Source organism: Streptomyces botrytidirepellens (assembly GCF_003721215.1).
Classification (GTDB): Bacteria; Actinomycetota; Actinomycetes; order Streptomycetales; family Streptomycetaceae; genus Streptomyces; species Streptomyces himastatinicus.
The window spans coordinates 1-20042 of the sequence record NZ_RIBZ01000211.1; the positions used below are offsets into that span (position 1 = coordinate 1).

A 20042-nucleotide genomic window follows, 5' to 3' on the forward strand; every position below is an offset into this window, starting at 1 on the left:
AGGGAGGCCATCCCCGCGGCGCCCACGCAGACGGCCGCCGGGCGGCGCGCCCCGGCCCGGCGCAGCAGCTCCTGGGCGGCGGGCAGCACCCGCTCCAGCAGCCCGGCCGCGTCGATGCCCCGGTCACCCACCCCGGCGGGAGTGGCCGAGGCCCAGGTCAGCGGCGTCTCTGCGGCGCCGCCGAGCTGGGCTCCGGCGCACGCCACGGCCACCCGTACGCCCGATCCGCCCGAGTCGATCCCGAGCACATGTGTCGCATCGTCCACCGGCTCAGCCGAACCCGCGCGAGTCCTGCTTGAGCGCGGTGTCCACGGTCAGGGCGGTGGCCACCACGAGGCTCAGCAGCGGGTCGGGAAGCTGACGGTGGATCTGGAGGACATAGTTGTCCGCCGTCGTGAACATGGTCTTCGCCAGACCTTCCCAGGTCTTGGTGATCCGGGCGATCTCGGTGTCGGTGTGGTCGACGATGGCGAAGTTCCAGGCGCGCCAGTTCTCCGCCTTGATGGCGCCGATCTGCTGGCCGTTGACCTGTATCCCGAAGTTGATCTTTCCGATGGCGTTCTGCTGGACGATCTCGCCGACCGGCTGGCCGTCCGGGCGCTCCACCAGCACCTTGGACTTGATGAACTTGGCGGGCCGGGTGAGCACCAGATGCGGCTGCCCGGCCGCGTCCCGGATCTCCAGCTTGTGCGTCATGAACTGGTCGAGGCTCGACACGAACCGCGCGACCTTCTTGAGCGTGCTCTGGCCGACCTGGACCACCGACCCGATGGACCGGCCGTGCTGGTCGAAGACGCCGTACTCATTGGTCAGCTCGATCAGCTTGGCCTTCTGGTTCACCACCAGCACCGGCTCGGTGAACAGCGTGCCGCCGCCGCCCGCGCCCGGGGCGACGTGCGCCTGCTGCTGCACCTGGTGCTGGACCTTGGCCGGGTTGGGGTGCGGCTGGGCGGCCTGCTGCGGCGGGAGGTGACCCGGCTGCTGCCCCGGGTGGCCCTGCTGCTGTCCGGGATGTGCGGGCTGCTGCCCCGGGTGGGTGTGCTCGGTCCACTGGGCGCCGTCCCACCAGCGCAGCTGGTTGGGGGTGCCCTGCGGGTCGGCGTACCAGCCCGCAGGGGTGTTCGGATGAGTCGTCATGGCGGGCAGACTACCCCTCGCCCACCTGGAAAGAAGCGCTCAGGGAAGGCGCCAGTCGACGGGTTGCGCTCCCTGCTGTACGAGCAGGTCGTTGGCCCGGCTGAACGGGCGCGAACCGAAGAATCCCCGGTCGGCCGACATGGGGGAGGGGTGCGCGGACTCGACCGAGGGGAGCGGCCCGAGCAGCGGGCGGACGTTGCGCGCGTCGCGGCCCCACAGGATGGACACCAGCGGACGGCCGCGCGCGGCGAGCGCCCGGATGGCCTGCTCGGTGACCTCCTCCCAGCCCTTGCCGCGGTGGGCCGCGGGGCGGCGCGGCGCCGTGGTGAGCGCCTTGTTGAGCAGCAGCACGCCCTGGTGGGTCCAGGGCGTCAGATCGCCGTTGGACGGGCGGGGCAGACCGAGGTCGGTGTGCAGCTCGCGGTAGATGTTCTCCAGGCTGCCGGGCAGCGGCCGCACCTCCGGCGCCACCGAGAAGCTCAGTCCCACTGCATGACCGGGCGTCGGATACGGATCCTGACCCACGATGAGGATCTTCACCTCGTCGAAGGGCTGCTGGAAGGCGCGCAGCACATTCGGTCCGGCGGGCAGATAGGTGCGGCCCGCCGCGATCTCGGCCCGCAGGAAGTCGCCCATCGCCGCGATGCGCTCTTCCACGGGCTCAAGTGCCTTGGCCCAGCCCGGTTCCACAATTTCGTTCAACGGTCGTGCAGCCACACCGCGTCACTCTAGTGGCTCAGCGCGTGGCCGCGTGCCGTCTCACCCGGTCACGGTCTCATCCGATCACCGCCGCTCGCACGCAGAGCACATCGGGAAGGTAGCGGGCGATCTGCTGCCAGGTCTCGCCCTCGTCCGCGCTCGCGTACACCTCCCCGTTGCGATTGCCGAAGTACACCCCGACCGGGTCCGCGTCATCCGTACGGAGCGCGTCCCGCAGCACCACCCCGTAGTGCGGCTCGCCCGGCAGTCCGGCGGACCGCTCCTCCCAGGACGCGCCCGCGTCCTCGGTGCGGAAGACCCGGCAGCGGTACTCCGGCGGATAGCGGTCCGAGCCGTCGGACACCGGGAAGAGGTAGGCGACCCCGCCGCGCCGCGGATGGGCGGCGATCGCGAACCCGAAGTCGGCGGGCAGCCCCTTGCCGATCTCCTGCCAGTGCGCCCCGCGGTCGTCGCTGCGGTACACCCCGCCGTGGTTCTGGAGATACAGCCGGTCGGGGTCGGTCGCGTCCTGTGCGATCTTGTGCACGCACTGCCCGAACTCGGGGTACTGATCGGGCAGGAATTCCGCCCTGAGCCCGCTGTTCGACGGCGCCCAGCTCGCCCCGCCGTCCACCGACCGGTACACCCCGCCGGACGAGACGGCCACCGTCACCGCGTCGGCGTCCCGGGGATCGGTGACCACCGTGTGCACCGCCTGGCCGCCGAACCCCGCGCCCCACTCGGGCCGCTGCGGGTGGTCCCACAGGCTCCGGACGAACTCGAAGGTCTCGCCGCCGTCCTCGGAACGGAACAGCGCGCCCGGCTGGGTGCCCGCGTAGACCACGTCGGGCGCGGCGGGCCCGGCCGGGTGCAGCTGCCACACCCGCTCCAGCGACGTGTCGGTCCCCTCCGGGAACCGCACCGCCGGGCGGGCGGGTTCGTGCCAGCTCTCCCCGAGGTCGTCGGAGCGGAAGACCGACGGGCCCCAGTGGGAGCTGTCCGCTCCGGCCAGCAGCCGCGGCGTGCCGGAGCGTCGGGTGTCGATGCCGACGGAGTACACCGCCTGCATGGGGAAGTGCGGCCCGGTGAAATCCCAGCCCGGGCCGGAGCGGCGGCGGCCGAGGAAGAGACCCTTGCGGGTGCCGACGGCGAGCAGAACATCGTCCATGACGGACTCACTCCTTGGGACGTAGGGAGAGGGGAGGGGATGAGAAGAGTGACGAAGGATGTGTCCGGCATCACAGAGTCTGCACCCCACCACCGACAACGGCCCGTGGAAGCGGCTTCCCGCAGGTGGGAGCGGGTGTGTCCTGCCGTTGTCGTACGGCGGATGCCAAACTACGAGGGGCTTCGTACCATGGTGGGTCCCGGAACGACGCGACGAGGAGCAGCAGTCGTGCAGACGCAGTCCACACCTCAGGCGCAGGGGACGGGCCGTTCGCTGGAGCATCCGCGGCGCGAGGACATCCGGCTGGAGGACGTGCTGCACGCGCTGTCCGACCCCATGCGGCTGCGGGTCGTGCGGACCCTGGCCGAGGAGGGCTGCGACCTGTCCTGTTCGGTGTTCGACCTGCCCGTCAGCAAGTCGACCACCACCCACCACTTCCGGGTGCTGCGCGAATGCGGCCTGATCCACCAGATCTACCGGGGCACCGCCAAGATGAACGCGCTGCGCCGGGAGGACCTGGACGCGCTGTTCCCCGGACTGCTCGACAGCGTCCTGACCGCCGTCGTCCGCCAGGACGACCGGGCGGGCGACCACCGCTGAGGCGCGCGCCGGTTCAGTCCTCCCCGCGGGCCGCGCCCAGCAGGTCCGTCCAGTCCGGGATCTTCACCCTCGTACGGCCCAGCGCCTCCCCGAGCGTCGCCTCCGCCTCCTCGATCCGCAGCCACCCCGTCCACTCGACCGGCTCCACCCCCGCCGCGCGCAGCGCCGCGAGCGGGTCCCCGGCCACCGGCCGCGCCGCCAGGGCGTCCGCGTCGGCGAGCAGCGAGGCGACCGTCTCCTTGGCGCACGGACGGTTGGTGCCGATCACCCCGGTCGGCCCGCGCTTGATCCACCCCGCCACGTACTCACCGGGCGCGGGCACACCGCCGCGCAGCACCCGCCCCGCCGCGTTCGGCACGGTGCCCCGCTGCTCGTCGAACGGCAGCCCGGGCAGCGGAACGCCCCGGTAGCCCACCGACCGCAGCACCAGCTGCGCCTCGATGTCCTCGAAGACCCCTGTGCCCGCCACCCCGCCCCGCCCGTCCGGCGCGGTCCGCTCGAACCGTACGGCGCGCACCGCGCCCTCGCCGAGCAGCGCCGCGGGCCGCAGGAAGAAGCGCAGATGGATGCGGCGCGGACGGCCCATGGGCTCGCGCCGCGCCCAGTCGCGCAGCACCTCGACGTTGCGCCGGTTGGCCGCGGGCAGCTCCGAGGGGTCGCCGTACGCCGGGTCCAGCGCCAGCTCCTCGGGATGTACGAGCACATCGGCACCGGTCAGCGAGCCCAGCTCGCGCAGCTCCTTGGTGGTGAACTTCGCCTGCGACGGACCGCGCCGCCCGACCACGTGCACATCGGCGACCCGGCTGTCGGCGAGCGCGCCGAGGGCGAGATGGGGCACGTCGGTGGGCCGCAGCTCCTCCGCCCCGCGGGCCAGGATGCGGGCCACGTCCACCGCGACGTTGCCGACCCCGACGACGACGGCGGAGCGCGCGCCGAGCGCGAAGGCGTCGCCGGGGGCGTCCGGATGGGCGCTGTACCAGGAGACGAACTCGGTGGCGGAGTAGCTGCCGGTCAGCTCCTCGCCCGGCACCCCGAGCCGCCGGTCGGTCGCCGCGCCCACGCAGTAGACCACCGCGTGGTAGAGCCCGAGCAGCCGCTCGGGCACCAGCGGCGGGGGACCCACGTGCACATTGCCCAGGAAGCTGACCCGTGGGTGCTCCAGGACCGCGCGCAGGGTGTTCTGGAGCGACTTGATCTTCTCGTGGTCGGGCGCGACGCCGTAGCGCACCAGCCCGTACGGGCAGGGCAGCCGGTCCAGCACATGCACCGACACCTCGGGTACGGCCTGCTGCTGGACGAGCGCCTGGGCGGCGTAAACGCCGCTCGGCCCGGATCCCACGACGGCGACGCGAAGCACGGAGGAGCTCCTTCCGCAGGCTGTCTCCAGCATCGCACCCGGCGGGCGGCGGTGTGCGGTGCTACGCGCCGGACGACGAGGACGAGTGACGGAAGGGGCTCCTGGTGCAGGCGAGGCGCCGACACAAGCCGCTTACGAGGCCCGCTCAGGCGAGCCGCCCGGGCAGGCCGCGCGGGCGAGCCGCCTGGGAGGCATGGGCGAGCCGCTCACGCCGGTCGCCCGGGCGGGCCGCTCACGTCACCCGCTGCATCCGGCGGATCTCGCTGCTCTGCTGGGCGATCACTTCGTTGGCCATCTCCTCCACCCGGACGTTGTTGCCCCGGCCGAGCACATCCGTGGCCATGGAGACCGCGCCCCGGTGGTGGGCGATCATCAGCTTGAGGAAGAGCGCGTCGAAGTCGGCCCCCTCGGCGGCGCGCAGCGCGTCCAGCTGCTTCGGCGTGGCCATGCCGGGCATGTCCGCGGTCCCGCCGTGGTGGTGCTGGTCGGCCGTGCCGCCGCCGGACGTCTGCTGCCAGCCCCGCATCGCGTCGATCTCCGGTCGCTGCGCCGCCGCGATGCGCTCGGCGATCCGTCTGACCTTGGCCGATCTCGCGCGGTCGGGGGCGAGGTCGGTCATGACCAGGGCCTGCTGATGGTGCTCGATCATCATGGCGACGTAACGGCGGTCTGCGGCGTTGGGGGAGTCGTCGTCGCCCGCCTTCGCCGCCTCCTCCGCCGACAGCGTCTCCGCCGCCTCGCCCGGTCGCCCCGGGGCGATCACCGCGGGCTTTCCGTCCTTCCCCTTCCCCGCGTCCGGCCTGTCGCCGTCCGCCTCACAGCCGGTGAGGGCGAGCATCACGGCGGCGGCCGTCACCGCGAACGCGAGGGATGCGGTGTGAAGCCTCGTACGCCGGTGCAACACCGTTGCCTCCAGGGGAAGTCGGGATTTTCTTTACGACTATGTTGCCGCCTGTTGTGGTGTACATGAGAGGCGCGATACTGCCCACGTCGTCCAATGAACCTTTCAACTCCGAACGGATATCAGGGACGTAAGGGAGGACGCAGTGAAGCCGTGGGAAAGATCCCCGCAGCGGCGCAGATACCTCGGTGCGGCCGTGGCCGCGCTTGGCCTGGTGGCCTCGTTGCTGGCGGCGAGCCCCGCGGTCGCGACACCGGACCCCGGTGACGCGCCGCACAGCGAGCGGATGACGAAGGATCAGGCATCCGGCACCAGGGCCGCCATCGAGAACGGCGAGATCCCCGGGGTGGACGAGATCGTTCACAGCGACAACGTCAGTCACCTCACCAACATCCCCAAGCAGGACCTCAAGGGAACCAATTCGGACCTCGCTTTCCAGGGCAAGTACGCCTTCGCGGGCAACTACGACGGCTTCGTCATCTACGACATCAGCCGCCCGAAGCGCCCGGCGATCGTCAGTCAGGTGCTCTGCCCCGGTGCGCAGAACGACGTATCGGTCTCCGGGGACCTGCTCTTCCTCTCCACCGACTCCTCGCGCAGCGACAACTCCTGCAACAGCACCACGCAGCCCGCCACCGAGAAGTCCTCCTGGGAGGGCATGAAGGTCTTCGACATCAGCGACAAGCGCAACCCGCGCTACGTCGCCGCCGTCGAGACCTCATGCGGTTCGCACACCCACACCCTGGCGCCCGACCGCAAGAACGTGTACGTCTACGTCTCCTCGTACTACCCCAGCGAGACGTTCCCGGACTGCAAGCCCCCGCACGACGGCATCTCCGTCATCAAGGTGCCCCGCAAGGCGCCCGAGAAGGCCGCGGTCATCGACTTCCCCGTCCTCTTCCCGGACGGCGGCAACCCCGGCGGCCCCACCAACCCGGGCGTCAGCGAGACCACCGGCTGCCACGACCTCACCACGTTCCCCGAGCTGAAGCTGGCGGCGGGCGCGTGCATGGGCGACGGCATCCTCCTCGACATCGCCGACCCCGCGAAACCGCGGGTCATCGACCGGGTCGAGGACAACGTCAACTTCGCCTTCTGGCACTCGGCGACCTTCAACGAGCGCGGGAACAAGGTCGTGTTCACCGATGAGCTGGGCGGCGGCAGGGGTGCGACCTGCAACGAGGCGACCGGCCCGACGCGCGGCGCCGACGGCATCTACGACATCGTCGGCAAGGGCGACAAGCGGAAGTTGAAGTTCCGTAGCTACTACAAGATCCCGCGCCACCAGGCCGCCACCGAGAACTGCGTCGCCCACAACGGCTCGCTGATCCCCGCCAAGGGCCGCGACATCATGGTCCAGGCGTGGTACCAGGGCGGCGTGTCCATCTGGGACTTCACCGACTCCACCCGTCCCAAGGAGATCGGCTACTTCGAACGCGGCCCGATCTCGGCCGACACGCTGGTCTCCGGCGGCTCCTGGTCCGCGTACTACTACAACGGCCACATCTACTCGAACGACATGACCAAGGGCTTCGACGTCCTGAAGATCGACGACCGGCGCACGGACAGCGCCCGGTCGGTGCGGCTGCGCGAGCTGAACGTCCAGACGCAGCCGGACTACCGCTGACGGCTCGCCCGAGCGGTCAGCCTGTCCGATCCTTCTCCGGCTGATCGTTCGCCGGGACCCCGCCGGGCGGCTCCCCGCCCGGCGGGACTCCCAGCTCCCAGTCCAGCCCATAGCGCTGGAACAGCTCCGTCCGCAGCCGCTCCGGCTCCATCGGCGCCCCCGGCAGCAGCACCGCGACCACCGCGCCCATCAGCAGCGCGCGCAGCAGCCGGTAGTCGGCCTCCGGGTCCCGGGAGCCGTAGCGGGTCACCGTGTCGCGCAGCAGGGCGGCCAGCCGCTGCTGCTCCGGGCACTGGATGAACCCCTCCGCGGTGAGGATCCCCGCCATGTGCGTCCGCATCAGCCGCGGTTGGTCCCGGGCGAGCCCCAGGATCGCGTCGATCGCGCGCGCCAGCAGTTCGCGGCCCGCGCCCTCGCCCTCCGGGCGCGGTTCGCGCTCCAGGGCCCTGGCCAGTTCCTCGTGCATCAGCCGGTGCACGGCGGTCTGGAGCAGCTGGCGCTTGCCCGGGAAGTAGTACGAGACCAGCCCCCGGGCGGCCCCCGCCCGGTCGGCGATGTCGGCGAGCGTCGTCGCCTCGTAGCCGCGCTCACCGACCAGTTCCACCGTCGCTTGCAGCAGACGGGCCTGGGACCGGCGGCGCAACTCCTCATTGACCGACGGGCTGCGGGGGGACAAGCTATAACTCCTGCGTTGGTTGGCTGCGAGCCAATATACTCAGGCGGCAGGATGCTGTCCGACGATCTTCCGAGGATGGCTTGTAACCTCCGCCGGTTCGGGCGACGCGGGGGATCGTCCGAACCGGCGGGTTCATCTCCCTACGGACGTCAGCTCGCCGACACGACGGTGACGGCGAGTTCCACGCCGGCAGGATGCCGCCATGACGACGCATCAACCCGGTGACGACGAAGCGAACGCGTTCTGCTGGATGGACCTCAAGACCCGTGATCTGCCCGGCACCGCCGCCTTCTTCTCGAAGACACTGGGCTGGCACTTCGCGGTGGACGAGGAGGACTGGCGCCAGACCACCGCGATAGCCGTCGACGGTCACCGGATCGGCGGCGTGAGCGACCTCGCGCAACCGGTGTACCCACCGGGAACCCCCGCGCACATCGCGTACTACCTCGCGGTCGACGACGTCGACCGCCGCACCGAAGCGGCGACGGCGCGCGGCGCCCGCCTCGTCGTCCCTCCCTTCGACGCGGGCGATCAGGGCCGCATGGCGACCTTGATCGATCCGGTGGGCGCCGCCTTCTCCCTGTGGCAGCCGTATCGGTTCAGCGGGTGGGGGTTCCCGCCCCGCACCGCGGGCGCCCCCCACCGCATGGTTTTGGGAACTCGTCGTCGCCGTCGAGGACCTGGACGGCGTCCTCGCGCGCACCCGCGACCACGGCCCGGACGCCGTCACCGGGTGGGACGAGACCGGTCTCCGCGACGCGAGGGTGAGCGGCCCGGAGGGGCTGAGCGTCCGTGTCCGCCGCCTGGACCCATGAACGGCAGGGGTGGCGCGTCGGTCAACCGGTGGTGCGCCGCGCCCCGTCGGCCGCGATGACCTGGTGGGCGAGCGCCACCAGGTTGGGGATGGCCGGATGCCCCAGCCCCTCGCGCCAGGCCAGGACGACGGGAATGGCCGGTGCGTCCGTGAGGGGGCGGAAGACCAGCGAGGGGTGGGTGTGATGGCTCGGGGTGGCCGAGGTGGAGATCCCCACGGCGCGGCCCGCCGCGATGGCGATGAGCCACTCGTCGGTGTTGGTCACCTCGATGGCCGCGACGGGCCGGGCCGTCGGCGGCCACAGGTCCATCGTCGTGGTGCCGGAGACGGTGTTGAGGGCGATCGGATGGGCGGCGAGGTCCGCCAGGGTGACCCGGGGGAGGGCCGCCAGCGGGCTGTCCGCGGGCATGACCACCACCCGCTCCTCGGACGTCAGCAGCTCCGTGCGGAGACCGTCCGCGGTGACCTCGCCGCGCAGCAGGGCCGCGTCGACCTTCCCCTGGGTGAGGCCCGCGGTGCGGTCGTCGATGCGGAGCAGCTCCAGCGGGGTGCCGGGGTGGGTCTCGTCCCAGCGGCGCAGCAGCGGGACGGTGTGGTCGCCGAGCGCCGCCCAGGGGTGGCCCAGCCGTAGCGGCCGGCTCTTCAGGCCCCGGGGGTCGAGGGCGGTCTCGACGGCGGACAGGGCGGCGAGGGCCTTGTCGCGGAACGTACGGCCCTCCGCGGTCAGCCGGAGGTGATGGGTCGAGCGGTCGACGAGACGGGTGCCGAAGTGTTCCTCGATCTGGCGCAGCGTGCGCGAGAGCGCGGGCTGGCTCAGATGGAGACGGGCGGCGGCGCGCGTGACGTTGCCCTCCTCGGCGATGGCGAGGAAGGCGCGCAGGTGCCGCAGCTCAATGGTCATGCCCGAGAAGCATAACCGCAGGGAATCGCGCATTTCACACGGCGTGGGCCGGGTTCCTAGCGTGAGGGGCATGACATCCCCGGCGCCCCGCGCTCCCGCGACGACGACCGCCCCCGTCCTCCTCCGCCACACCCCCGGCCGTGGCACCCTCGGCGGCGTCGGCCTGCTCCTCATCGGCACCGTGTCCGTGCAGTTCGGGTCGGCGTGCGCTGCGCTGCTGTTCCCTCGGGCCGGGGCGCTCGGCACGGTCGCGCTGCGGATCACGATCGCCGCGTTGCTGCTGCTGGTCATCACCCGGCCCCGGCTGCGCGGATACGCGCGCACGGACTGGGCGGTGGCCTGCGGGTTCGGCGCGGCCCTGGGCGGCATGAACATCCTCTTCTACCAGGCGGTCGACCGCGTCCCGCTGGGGGCCGCGGTCACCATCGAGGTGCTCGGCCCGCTGCTGCTGTCGGTCGTCGCCTCGCGCCGCGCCACCAGCCTGCTGTGGGCCTGTCTCGCCCTGGCCGGGGTGTACCTGCTGGGGCACGGCGGCTTCGGGCAACTCGACGCCGCGGGCGTGGCCTTCGCGCTCGGCGCCGGGGTGATGTGGGCGGCGTACATCGTCCTCAACGCCCGCGCCGGCGCCCGCTTCCCGCGCCTGGACGGCCTGACGATCGCGATGTCCGTCGCCGCGTTGATCAGCCTGCCGCTGGGCGTCGGGGCATCGGGCGGGGCCCTGCTGGACCCGGTGGCGCTCGGCCTGGGCCTGGCGATCGCGGTGATGAGCTCGGGCGTGCCCTACGCCCTGGAACTGCTCGCCCTGCGACGGCTGCCCGCGGCGACGTTCGCGGTCCTGACGAGCCTGGCGCCGGCCGTCGCCGCGGCGGCGGGCTATCTGGTGCTGGGCCAGGGGCTGTCGCTGCCGCAGTGCGCCGCGATCGCGATGGTGGTCGCGGCGAGCGCGGGGGCGGTGCGTACGGGCAACCGCTGAGGCGGCACAGGAGACGGCAAAACGAAAGGCAAGGAGGTCATCCGCTCTCCTTGCCACTCTCAACATATAGCGCACCAGGGGCCTTGCGGCAAGGCCCCGGCCGTGCCGCAGAATAACCCGCCCAGGGCAGGAACCTGGGGGAATGGGCGGGGTTTTCATGATTGATGTGATCGTGGTCGGCGGCGGACCGACCGGGCTGATGCTGGCCGCCGAGTTGCGGTTGCACGGCGTGCACGTGGTCGTGCTGGAGAGGCTGACCGAGCCGACCCGGCAGTCCCGCGGGCGCGGTCTGCACGCACGCAGTGTCGAGATGATGGACCAGCGCGGCCTGCTGGACCGGTTCCTCGCGGTCAGCTCGACGTTCCAGGTCGGTGGCCTCTTCGGCGGCATCATGAAGCCGTGGCCGGACCGGCTGGACACGGCACACCCGTACGGCCTGGCCGTCTCGCAGCAGCTCACCGAGCGGCTGCTCAACGAGCGTGTCCTCGAAGCCGGGGCCGAGATCCGGCGCGGCTGCGAGGTGGTCGGGCTGAGCCAGTCCGCAGAGGACGACGGGGTGACCGTCGAGCTGGCGGACGGCACGCACCTGCGCTCGCGCTACCTGGTCGGCTGCGACGGCGGCCGCAGCCTGGTGCGCAAGCGTCTCGGCGTCGGCTTTCCCGGCGAGCCCGCAAAGGTCGAGACGCTGCTGGGGGACATGGAGGCGACCGAGGACCCGGCGACGATCGCCGCCGTCGTCGAGGAAGTCCGCAAGACCCAGCTGCGGTTCGGGGCCATCCCCGACGTGGACGGGAACGAGGGGGTGTACCGCATCGGCGTGCCCGCCGACGGCGTGGCGGAGGACCGGACGTCTCCGCCGACCCTGGAGGAGTTCCGTCAGCAGCTGCGGGCCACCGCGGGCACCGACTTCGGCGTGCACTCGCCGCGCTGGCTGTCCCGGTTCGGCGACGCCACCCGGCAGGCCGAGCGCTACCGGGTCGGCCGGGTGCTGCTGGCGGGCGACGCGGCGCACATCCACCCGCCGACCGGCGGGCAGGGACTCAACCTCGGCATCCAGGACGCGTTCAACCTCGGCTGGAAGCTGGCCGCCGCGGTGAACGGCTGGGCGCCGGACGGGCTGCTGGACACCTACCACGCCGAACGACACCCGGTGGGCGCCGCCGTGCTGGACAACACCCGCGCGCAGATGACGCTGCTGGGGACCGACCCGGGTGCGACCGCGCTGCGCGAGCTGTTCTCGAAGCTGATGGACTTCGAGGAGGTGAACCGGTACGTGACCGGGATCATCACCGCGGTCGACGTCCGCTACGACGTCGGCGAGGGCCACGAACTGCTCGGCCGGAGGCTGCGGAACGTGGCGCTGAAGCGGGGGCACCTCTACGAGCTGATGCACGGCGGCCGCGGGCTGCTGCTCGACCAGACCGGTCGGCTCTCGGTGGCGGGCTGGGCGGACCGGGTCGACCACGTCGTCGACGTCAGCGAGGAACTGGACGCCCCCGCGGTGCTGGTGCGGCCGGACGGCCATGTGGCGTGGGTCGGCGAGGACCAGCAGGATCTGCTCGGCCACCTGTCCACGTGGTTCGGCGCCGCCGTCGGCTGACCGCTCGGAGGAGCCGGGGTGGGGGCTTTATGAGCCCCCACCCTGCTCGCTGACGCCCAGCAGCGCGAGGAAGGCGGAGGCGGCGGGGGAGGGGGCGAACCGGCTCCAGGCGAGGCGCTCCACCCGTACCGGCCCGTTGCGGACCGGCACGCTCCGCAGGCCGGGCAGGTCGGCGGCGAACGCCGCGGGCAGCAGGGCGATGCCCAGGCCGTGGCGGACCATCCGGGCCATGAGTTCGACGCCGGACACCTCGAAGGCGACCTCGCGCCGCAGACCGGCCGCCGCGAACGCCTCGTCCGACTGGGCGCGGGCGGCGCTGCCGTCGGCGAAGTCCACGAACACTTCCTCGGCGAGGCGGGGGAGGTCCACCTCGTCTTCCGCCGCCAGCGGATGGCCCGGGGCGACCACGGCGACGTGCCGCCCCTGGGCGAGTTCCCGGTCACGGACGCCCTGCGGCCGGAATCCGGGCTGTACGCCGAGGAACGCCGCGTCCAGCCTGCCGTCGCGCACCTGCTCGACGAGCCGCTCGCTGGAGTCGACCCGCAGGCTGATCCGCACCCGGGGGTAGCGCAGACGGTAGTCCCGCAGCGCCGCCGGGAGGTCGACGGCGGCCACGGTGGAGATGGATCCGACGGCCAGCTTGCCCCGTATCTCGCCGGTGGCCGCCGCCACCTCCGCCCGGGCCCGCTCGGCCGCCTCCAGGGCCTGGCGGGCGGCGGGCAGGAACGCCTCTCCGGCGGTCGTCAGCCGCACCCGGCGGCTGGTCCGCTCGAACAGCCGGGCGCCCAGTTCCTTTTCCAGCCGGGCCACTTGGTGGCTGAGCGCGGACTGGACGATGTGGCAGCGCTCGGCGGCGCGGGTGAAGCTCGCGGTCTCCGCCACCGCGAGGACGTAGCGCATCTGCTGGAGGTCCATCCATCCATCGTGAAACACGATGGATGGGATGACAAACATGTGTTGGACCGATGGATCTCTGCTCGGCGATGCTGAGGTCGACGGCGGGACACGGCAGCCGAAGCGCCCCGTCGTACGCAACCCACCGGCGCCCCGGCGCCCCGACTCCGCGGAGACACCCATGCGCGTGATCGCCTTCGACCACCTCGTCCTGAACGTCGCCGACGTCGAGCGTTCGCTCGCCTTCTACACCGGCCCGCTGGGGCTGGAACCGGTGCGGGTGGAGGAGTGGCGCGCGGGCGAGGTGTCCTTCCCGTCCGTGCGGGTGAGCCCCACGACCATCATCGACCTCGTCGAGGCGCCCGACGGGACGCCCGGCGGGCGGCCGGAGGGCTCCAACGTCGACCACATCTGTCTGGTGGTCGAGCCGCTCGACTGGCAGCAGGTCATCGATTCCGGCGTCTTCACGGTGCTGGACGGCCCCGGCGAGCGCTTCGGCGCCCGGGGCACCGCGGTCTCCCTCTATGTGCGGGACCCGGACGGCAACACCGTGGAACTGCGCTGGTACCCGCAGGACTCACGCTAGTTCGGGCTGCGGTTCCGGCTGCGGCACCGGCGGCACTTTCGGGTCCCACAGCTGGGTGGTCCGTACGTATCCCTGGATCACCGAGGCCATCGCCAGAATGAGGAGCGGCCCGAACACCCACGGATGCCGGGCCATCTCCATCGGCAGATGGCGATACGCCACCAGGAGCGCGGCGAAGACCGCTGTGCCGTAGGCGACCAGCTGGATTCCCGACCTGTCCCAGCCGCGTGCGGACGAACGCAGCGCCGCCTCGATCGTGAGCGCGAACACCACACCGGCAATGAGGTCCACGCCGTAGTGGTAGCCGAATCCCAGGGTCGCGCCGAGCGTGGCAACGAGCCAGAAGGTGCCCGCGAATCGCAGAATCCGTGGGCCCTTGCGGGAATGGATGAAGATCGCGGTGGCCCACGCCGTGTGCAGGCTGGGCATGCAGTTGCGGGGGGTGAGGTTGTCGTACAGCACCGGGTGCGGGGGATTGATCGGCGCCGGTGTGTTCGGCCACAGGGTGGCGATCGCCCAGTGCTCGCCGCCGGTGCCGAAGGCGCCGCCGCCGTAGGCGAAGACCGGTCCGACCACCGGGAAGATCATGTAGATGGCCGGGCCGAGGAGGCCGATGACCAGGAAGGTGCGCACCAGGTGGTGGCTCGGGAAGCGGCGCTCGGTCGCCACGTTGCGCATCTGGTACAGCGTGACGATGACCGCGGCCACCGGTAGCTGGATGTAGACGTAGTCGAGGAGATGGGTCCCGATCGGACCGGTGGCCTTGAGGAGCCGGCCCGCCAGCCACGAGGGGTTGCCCAGCGCGTGGTCGGCGATCGCCAGGTACGGGTCGAGCACCGTCGGGCGGGTCTTCGCCGTGATGAGCAGCCAGGTGTCACCGGTCTTGCGCCCGGCCACCAGCAGCAGGCCCAGCCCCACGCCCTTCAGCAGCAGGGCACGCTCCCGGCCGGTGCGGCGCATGAGGGCGATGACCGCACAGCCCAGCATCACCCACAGCGCGCCGTTGCCGAAGGGATGGCCCTCGGTCACCTTCGCCCCGACCGCCCACCGCACCAGGAAGAAGACGACGTCGATGCCGATCGCGGCACCGGTCGCGATGAACCGTTCCCGCCAGGTGAGCACCACCATCATCAACGCCATACCGGCGTACAGCAGGAATCCCGATTTGGGGGCGATGATCACCTCTTGCACCTGGCTGGTGAGCGGCCCCGGCAGGCCGTAGCGGCGTGCGGTGATCTCCAGCCCGATGAGGAATCCGAGGGTCGCCACACCCGCCGTGACCCACAGGATCGCCCGTGGCCGGCGCCACGCGGCGAACGCTTTTTTGCTGTTTATTCGCGAAAACACTCGCGATTCTTTAGGTATCAATTATTCGGCCGATGTGTTCGATGGTGGTTTCCTCTTCGCGCCAGTGGCATGGTTTGGCGGGCGATGAGGGTGCTCTTCGTGAGTTCGATCATGTTATCGGAGCGGCGCGGGTGTGTATTCGCTCTATCGTTCGGCGTTTTGAAATCCGCTGCCGATCGCATCATCGACGATCACCTTGTGGTCATCACTGACGCTCCGCTTTCCCAGACGGTTCCGATCCCGGCGGAAGAAATAATGTGCCAAGCGTGCAGCGGTTCAGGCTTCCGTCGGGCTGCGTGCTCGCACCGTCTAGCGGTGTGCGAGGCCGTCGATCATCAGGGCGAGGGTGAAGTCGAACCGGTCGTGGCCCTCGCCCGCGGTGAGTTCGGCGGCGTGGCGGGTGGTGTGGGGGAAGGTCTCGGCGGGCAAGGCGGTGAACCGGCGGAGCAGTTCGGCGCGGTCGACGACCCACACGGCGTCGTCGTGCGCCGATCGCTGGCGCACGATCGACGCCTCGAGGCAGTAGGCGGCCACGTACAGCAAGAGGGCGTCGATGGCCCAGGCGGCGGCCTGCGGGGCGACGCCACCGGCGAGCAGGATCGCCAGCATGCCTTCGCTGACGCGCAAGGTCTCGACGTTGGTGGGGGCCATGGCGAGTGCCGCGCGGGAGATGCCGGGGTACGTCAGGTACCGGTCGCGGATCTGCGCGCACACCCCGCGGATCTGCTCCCGCCAGGCCGCCGGGTCGGGCTCGGGCAGGACGAGCTCGGCGCACAGCCGCCCGATGAGCAGCTCGTCGAGGTCGGCCTTGTTGACCACGTGGGCGTAGAGCGAGGCGGGACCGGTGTCGAGGGCCCCGGCCAGTCGGCGCATGGTCAGCGCCTCGTAGCCCTCCGTGGCGATGACGTCCAGCGCGGTGTCGATGACCTGGTCCACGGTGATCGGGGCCTTGCGGCGCCGTGGCCTGGGGTCGGCTTCGGCCTCGGGGTTCGGCGGCTGGTGGCGTGCCGCGCGTCGCTCTCTGGGGTTCACCCGGCCACTCTACCTTGACACGAACAGCGTTCGTGCATAGAACACTGTTCGTGACGATGGATGTGAACCAGGACGTCGACGTGACCGTGGTCGGAGCCGGGCCGGTGGGCCTCGTGCTCGCCGCGGAGCTGGCGCTCGCCGGGGCGACGGTGCAGGTACTCGAGAGACGGGCCGAGCCGGACGAGGCGATGAAGGCGGGGGCGATCAACGTGCCGACGGCCGAGGCACTCGACCGCCGCGGCCTGCTGCCCGCTGCCGAGCAGGTGCAGCGAGAGCTGCTCTCACCGCCCGATGACGGTCGGCGGGCGCCCGAGTCGCGGTTCACCGGGCACTTCGCGGGGATGGTCCTCGACCCCGACCGCGTGGACTGGTCCGACCCCGACCTCGCCGCGCACACCGCGGTCGCCGGGGCGAGGTGGGTGCCGCAGCGTGAGCTGGAGGCACTCCTGGCCGACCATGTCGTGCGACTCGGCATACCGGTGCGCCGCGGGGTGGGGGTCACCGCGCTCGACGACACCGGCGACGGCGTGCTCGTCGGCACCACTGCCGGCCCGGTGCGCACCGGCTGGCTGGTCGGGTGCGACGGCGGGCGCAGCACCGTACGCCGCCTCGCGGGCATCGACTTCCCCGGCACCGCCCCCGAACTCACCGGACACCTGGCGGTCGTCGACATCGCCGACCCTTCGATGCTGGCAAGCGGTTGGGTGTGGTCGACCCGGGGCGCGTACCGCTACGGGCCGCAGCCCGGGCGGGTGGTGACCGTGGAGTTCGACGGCCCTCCCGCCGACCGGTCGGTGCCGGTCACCCTGGAGGAGGTGCAGACCAGCCTGCGCCGGGTCTCGGGCACCGACGTCACGGTGACCGCGCTGCGCGGCGCAGCGACCCGCTGGACCGACAACGCCCGCCAGGCCGCGGCCTACCGTTCGGGGCGGGTGCTGCTGGCCGGAGACGCCGCGCACGTGCACTCGCCGTTCGGCGGTCAGGGGCTCAACCTCGGGGTCGGCGACGCGATGAACCTCGGCTGGAAGCTCGGTGGCGTGGCCGCCGGTTGGGCACCCGAAGGGCTACTCGACACCTACGACGCCGAGCGCCGCCCCCTCGGCGCCTGGGTGCTGGACTGGACGCGGGCCCAGACCGGGGTGATGCGCGGGGACGCCCCATCGGCCGCGCTCCGGGAGGTCGTCGGTGACTTGCTGAGCACGCGGGAGGGCGCGACCTACGCGGTCAAGAAGATCTCCGGCGTCACGCAGTGCATCGACCTGCCCGGCGGTCATCCGCTGGTCGGCCGGTTCGCCCCCGACCTATGGCTCGGCGACGGCTCCCGTCTGGCCGACCACGGCCACGGTGGCGGGTTCCTGCTGCTCGACCGCACCCCGGGCGGCGTGTTCGCCCGCCGCGCCGCCCCCTGGGCCGGGCGCGTGAGCAGCGTGACCGACGATCGGGCCACGCCGACCGGGGTACTGGTACGCCCGGACGGGGTGGTCGCCTGGGCCTCCGACGCCACCGACCCCGCCGCCGTCACCGATCTCGAAGCCGTCCTGCGCCAATGGGCCGGTGCGCCGTCGGCCTCACCTCTTCTTCATCGACGGTGAGACCGCGGAGACCTCCCCGCTCCCGGAGCCGTGCGTCGCGGGGCCCGTCTCGATGGCGTTGCGCCGGAAGGCCAGTATCTCGTCGCCTTTCGCGCCGCGTGTGCCACGGGCCGTCCGCCGGGTGAAGGTGACGGAGACGGTGGTGACGTTCCATCGGAATCCCCACGTCGCGACGGTGGCGATGCGGCCGGTGACCCGGGGATCGTCGGCGATCTCGGACGGCAGCCGCGTGGTCGGGGTGGGGCAGGCCGCCGCCACCTGCTCCGCCGAGAGGAGTCCGACCTCCCGCAGGTCCGCGCTGCCGAGCCAGGTATCGGTGAGGACGGCGCCGTGCAGGGCGGCGCCGGTCAGATCCGCGTCGAGGCAGGCGCGGGTGAGGTCCGCTTCCACGAGGCGGGCCTCGCTGAGGTTCGCACGCTGGATCTGGGCGTCGGTGAGGTTCGCGGCGTCGAGGTGGGCCCCGGTGAGGTCGGTGCGGTCCATCTGGGCACGGGTGAGGTCGGCCTCGTCGAGTCGGGCACCGGTGAGGTTCGCGCCGTTGAGCCAGGCGCCGCTGAGGTCGGCTCGTTCGAGCGTGGCGGACGAGAGATCCGCGCGGTCGAGCTGCGCGTAGGTGAGGTCGGCGCCGTCCAGCTCGGCGCGGGTGAGGTCGGCGCCCTGGAGGCAGGTGGCGGTCAGTTTCGCTCCGGCCAGGCGGGCGCCGGTGAGGTCCGTATCGACGAGCCGTGCGCCCGCGAGGTCCGCGCGGCTCAACTCGGCGTAGGACAGGTCGAGTTCGCTCAGGTCGATCGTGTGGTGGGGGAGGGCGCGGAGGCGGGACGCCGGACGGGTCAGCGCCGTCAGGGCGGCCTGTACGTCGGCATCGGGCGCCCCGTGCAGCCTCGCGCGGGCGAGGGATGGGGGCGCCTTCTCGTTGAGGGCGCCGCGCAGCGCGGCGGCGCCCCGTGCGTCGTGGGCGCCCCGCGCCTTGGGGCGGCGGGCGCGCGGGGCGCGGTCGCGGACGAAGGCGCCCAGGACATGGGCGGCGTGGGTGGCCTGCTCGGGCCAGTCCCGCACGAACTCCTCCAGCACCAGGATCCCGCCGATGCGCACATGCAGATCCGGCGACCCGAGCCGTTCGAGGGCCTTGGTGAAACGGTCGGTGACCTGGCCGCGGCGGGAGAGGCGGTAGGTGAATCCGGTGAGGACGAGCGCCGTGCCCGCGCCGAGGAACGCCGCGGTCTGGACGACGGCCAGCCGGAACTGTCCGAGGGCCGCCGACCGGGCGGCATCGTCCATCCGTGGCCAGTCCGGGCCCCAGGCCCACTGCGCCACCCACCGGCCCACGGGGGTGAACACCAGCGTCAGCGCCCCGCCCACCACCAACGCACCGGCCGCCGCGGTCCACGCCGCGCCCGGCGGCCACTGTCGAAAGGCTCGCATGCCCCTACTGTGGCGGTGACCGCCGAGGGCGGTGGGCCCCGTCGTGCGGTTCAGAGCTTTTCCAGAGCTACCGGCCGAAGTATGCAAGACGACGCGGCGCGGTCACGCGGCGACGGCGTCTGCGGTACCCGGGCTGCTCAGCACGGCCGAGAACTGGTCGACGACCCGTTCGAGTCCTTCCCGCGCGGCGGCGTCAACCACCACACTCCCGTCGTCCCGTGCTTCGATGTGTTTGTCCAGGACGAACCAGCCCGGCGTGATGTGTGCCGCCCCCATGGAGGCGAGCACCGGACGCAGCCCGTAGTCGATGGCCAGCACATGGGCGGTGCTGCCGCCGGTTGCCAGGGGCAGCACGGTCTTGCCCTCCAGTGCGTACTGCGGCAGCAGGTCGAGCAGCGCCTTCAGCAGCCCCGAGTACGCGGCCTTGTAGACCGGGGTGCCGATGACGACGGCGTCGGCCCGGGCGACGAGCCCTGTGGCGCGGACGATCTCCGGATGTCCGAAGTCCGCGTGCAGCAGGGCCTCGGCGGGAAGCGTGCGGACGTCCAGCGGCAGCACCTGGTGCCCCTGTGCGGCGAGCCGGGAGTCCAGCCCGCGCAGCAGACGGGCGGTGCGGGAGGTGGCGGAGGGGCTTCCGGAGACGGACAGGACGGTGGACATGAGGGTCACCTCGAAATCGTCGGTACGGGCGGGCCGGTGGGCCCGGCTCCGGGGAA

General features: G+C 71.9%; 19 protein-coding genes and 1 pseudogene. 7 read left to right on the plus strand and 13 right to left on the minus strand.

The annotated features are described in order from the left end of the window. From EEJ42_RS16105 to EEJ42_RS16120, 4 genes and pseudogenes are all read right to left on the minus strand, one after another. A pseudogene (locus EEJ42_RS16105) lies at window positions 1-266 on the minus strand (ATPase); the annotation flags it as partial. Window positions 267-270: 4 nt separating this feature from the next. Then, complete coding sequence (locus EEJ42_RS16110; protein WP_123100623.1) at window positions 271-1137, minus strand: LURP-one-related family protein; 867 nt, start codon at window positions 1135-1137, stop codon at window positions 271-273. A 39-nt stretch (window positions 1138-1176) separates the two neighbouring features. Further along, window positions 1177-1854: a uracil-DNA glycosylase gene (locus tag EEJ42_RS16115; RefSeq protein ID WP_123100624.1), complete on the minus strand. Its 678-nt coding sequence runs from the start codon at window positions 1852-1854 to the stop codon at window positions 1177-1179. Between the two features lie 58 nt (window positions 1855-1912). After that, a complete protein-coding gene (locus tag EEJ42_RS16120) occupies window positions 1913-3004 on the minus strand; it encodes a WD40/YVTN/BNR-like repeat-containing protein (protein ID WP_123100625.1) in 1092 nt (363 codons plus the stop codon). 228 nt (window positions 3005-3232) lie between these two features. Between EEJ42_RS16120 and EEJ42_RS16125 the strand changes: the two genes are divergently transcribed. Beyond that, window positions 3233-3604, plus strand: a complete 372-nt coding sequence (locus EEJ42_RS16125; RefSeq protein WP_246096772.1) for an ArsR/SmtB family transcription factor — start codon at window positions 3233-3235, stop codon at window positions 3602-3604. Between the two features lie 13 nt (window positions 3605-3617). Here EEJ42_RS16125 and EEJ42_RS16130 read toward each other — a convergent pair whose 3' ends face one another. Together EEJ42_RS16130 and EEJ42_RS16135 are read right to left on the minus strand one after the other, a co-directional pair. Then, entirely contained in the window at window positions 3618-4961 is a 1344-nt protein-coding gene (locus tag EEJ42_RS16130) for an FAD-dependent oxidoreductase (RefSeq protein WP_123100627.1), read from the minus strand. Between the two features lie 232 nt (window positions 4962-5193). Beyond that, entirely contained in the window at window positions 5194-5865 is a 672-nt protein-coding gene (locus EEJ42_RS16135) for a DUF305 domain-containing protein (RefSeq protein WP_123100628.1), read from the minus strand. 142 nt (window positions 5866-6007) lie between these two features. On the opposite strand from EEJ42_RS16135, the gene EEJ42_RS16140 reads away from it, so the two are divergent. Continuing rightward, window positions 6008-7489 carry an LVIVD repeat-containing protein gene (locus tag EEJ42_RS16140; protein WP_123100629.1) on the plus strand — a complete coding sequence of 494 codons (1482 nt, stop codon included), beginning with the start codon at window positions 6008-6010 and terminating at the stop codon, window positions 7487-7489. 16 nt (window positions 7490-7505) lie between these two features. Here the strand turns inward: EEJ42_RS16140 and EEJ42_RS16145 are convergent, their stop codons facing one another. Beyond that, window positions 7506-8165: a TetR/AcrR family transcriptional regulator gene (locus EEJ42_RS16145; protein ID WP_123100630.1), complete on the minus strand. Its 660-nt coding sequence runs from the start codon at window positions 8163-8165 to the stop codon at window positions 7506-7508. Window positions 8166-8367: 202 nt separating this feature from the next. Here EEJ42_RS16145 and EEJ42_RS16150 point away from each other — a divergent pair, with 202 nt between their 5' ends. Further along, entirely contained in the window at window positions 8368-9039 is a 672-nt protein-coding gene (locus tag EEJ42_RS16150; RefSeq protein ID WP_246096774.1) for a VOC family protein, read from the plus strand. Here EEJ42_RS16150 and EEJ42_RS16155 read toward each other — a convergent pair. Continuing rightward, window positions 9002-9880 carry a LysR family transcriptional regulator gene (locus EEJ42_RS16155; RefSeq protein ID WP_123100631.1) on the minus strand — a complete coding sequence of 293 codons (879 nt, stop codon included), beginning with the start codon at window positions 9878-9880 and terminating at the stop codon, window positions 9002-9004. The two genes, EEJ42_RS16150 and EEJ42_RS16155, sit on opposite strands and share 38 nt — an antisense overlap. A 70-nt stretch (window positions 9881-9950) precedes the next feature. Between EEJ42_RS16155 and EEJ42_RS16160 the strand changes: the two genes are divergently transcribed. Both EEJ42_RS16160 and rox read left to right on the plus strand, forming a co-directional pair. Continuing rightward, complete coding sequence (locus tag EEJ42_RS16160) at window positions 9951-10853, plus strand: EamA family transporter (RefSeq protein WP_123100632.1); 903 nt, start codon at window positions 9951-9953, stop codon at window positions 10851-10853. 157 nt (window positions 10854-11010) lie between these two features. Beyond that, complete coding sequence (gene rox / locus EEJ42_RS16165) at window positions 11011-12453, plus strand: rifampin monooxygenase (protein ID WP_123100643.1); 1443 nt, start codon at window positions 11011-11013, stop codon at window positions 12451-12453. Between the two features lie 27 nt (window positions 12454-12480). Here the strand turns inward: rox and EEJ42_RS16170 are convergent, their stop codons facing one another. After that, entirely contained in the window at window positions 12481-13368 is an 888-nt protein-coding gene (locus EEJ42_RS16170; RefSeq protein WP_123100633.1) for a LysR family transcriptional regulator, read from the minus strand. A gap of 160 nt (window positions 13369-13528) precedes the next feature. Here EEJ42_RS16170 and EEJ42_RS16175 point away from each other — a divergent pair, with 160 nt between their 5' ends. Next, window positions 13529-13933, plus strand: coding sequence for a VOC family protein (locus tag EEJ42_RS16175; protein WP_123100634.1), 405 nt, complete (start codon window positions 13529-13531; stop codon window positions 13931-13933). On the opposite strand, the gene EEJ42_RS16180 is transcribed toward EEJ42_RS16175, so the two are convergent. Together EEJ42_RS16180 and EEJ42_RS16185 are read right to left on the minus strand one after the other, a co-directional pair. Further along, window positions 13925-15280, minus strand: a complete 1356-nt coding sequence (locus EEJ42_RS16180; protein WP_123100635.1) for a phosphatase PAP2 family protein — start codon at window positions 15278-15280, stop codon at window positions 13925-13927. The genes EEJ42_RS16175 and EEJ42_RS16180 overlap by 9 nt on opposite strands. A 309-nt stretch (window positions 15281-15589) precedes the next feature. Then, window positions 15590-16312 (minus strand): TetR/AcrR family transcriptional regulator, encoded by a 723-nt coding sequence (locus EEJ42_RS16185; RefSeq protein WP_123100636.1) that lies wholly within the window; start codon window positions 16310-16312, stop codon window positions 15590-15592. A 56-nt stretch (window positions 16313-16368) separates the two neighbouring features. Between EEJ42_RS16185 and EEJ42_RS16190 the strand changes: the two genes are divergently transcribed. Then, window positions 16369-17904 (plus strand): FAD-dependent monooxygenase, encoded by a 1536-nt coding sequence (locus EEJ42_RS16190; protein ID WP_123100637.1) that lies wholly within the window; start codon window positions 16369-16371, stop codon window positions 17902-17904. Here the strand turns inward: EEJ42_RS16190 and EEJ42_RS16195 are convergent. Next, window positions 17881-19326, minus strand: coding sequence for a pentapeptide repeat-containing protein (locus EEJ42_RS16195; RefSeq protein ID WP_123100638.1), 1446 nt, complete (start codon window positions 19324-19326; stop codon window positions 17881-17883). The genes EEJ42_RS16190 and EEJ42_RS16195 overlap by 24 nt on opposite strands. A gap of 102 nt (window positions 19327-19428) precedes the next feature. Continuing rightward, entirely contained in the window at window positions 19429-19986 is a 558-nt protein-coding gene (ssuE, locus tag EEJ42_RS16200) for an NADPH-dependent FMN reductase (protein WP_123100644.1), read from the minus strand. Window positions 19987-20042: the final 56 nt, after the last annotated feature.

What these genes read in the sequence shown, in the direction of transcription:
- EEJ42_RS16110 (WP_123100623.1), bottom strand. Translation starts at nt 1,137, where the DNA reads ATGACGACTCATCCGAACACCCCTGCGGGCTGGTACGCCGACCCGCAG.
- EEJ42_RS16120 (WP_123100625.1), bottom strand. Translation starts at nt 3,004, where the DNA reads ATGGACGATGTTCTGCTCGCCGTCGGCACCCGCAAGGGTCTCTTCCTC.
- EEJ42_RS16150 (WP_246096774.1), top strand. Translation starts at nt 8,368, where the DNA reads ATGACGACGCATCAACCCGGTGACGACGAAGCGAACGCGTTCTGCTGG.
- EEJ42_RS16155 (WP_123100631.1), bottom strand. Translation starts at nt 9,880, where the DNA reads ATGACCATTGAGCTGCGGCACCTGCGCGCCTTCCTCGCCATCGCCGAG.
- EEJ42_RS16160 (WP_123100632.1), top strand. Translation starts at nt 9,951, where the DNA reads ATGACATCCCCGGCGCCCCGCGCTCCCGCGACGACGACCGCCCCCGTC.
- rox (WP_123100643.1), top strand. Translation starts at nt 11,011, where the DNA reads ATGATTGATGTGATCGTGGTCGGCGGCGGACCGACCGGGCTGATGCTG.
- EEJ42_RS16170 (WP_123100633.1), bottom strand. Translation starts at nt 13,368, where the DNA reads ATGGACCTCCAGCAGATGCGCTACGTCCTCGCGGTGGCGGAGACCGCG.
- EEJ42_RS16175 (WP_123100634.1), top strand. Translation starts at nt 13,529, where the DNA reads ATGCGCGTGATCGCCTTCGACCACCTCGTCCTGAACGTCGCCGACGTC.
- EEJ42_RS16190 (WP_123100637.1), top strand. Translation starts at nt 16,369, where the DNA reads ATGGATGTGAACCAGGACGTCGACGTGACCGTGGTCGGAGCCGGGCCG.
- EEJ42_RS16195 (WP_123100638.1), bottom strand. Translation starts at nt 19,326, where the DNA reads ATGCGAGCCTTTCGACAGTGGCCGCCGGGCGCGGCGTGGACCGCGGCG.
- ssuE (WP_123100644.1), bottom strand. Translation starts at nt 19,986, where the DNA reads ATGTCCACCGTCCTGTCCGTCTCCGGAAGCCCCTCCGCCACCTCCCGC.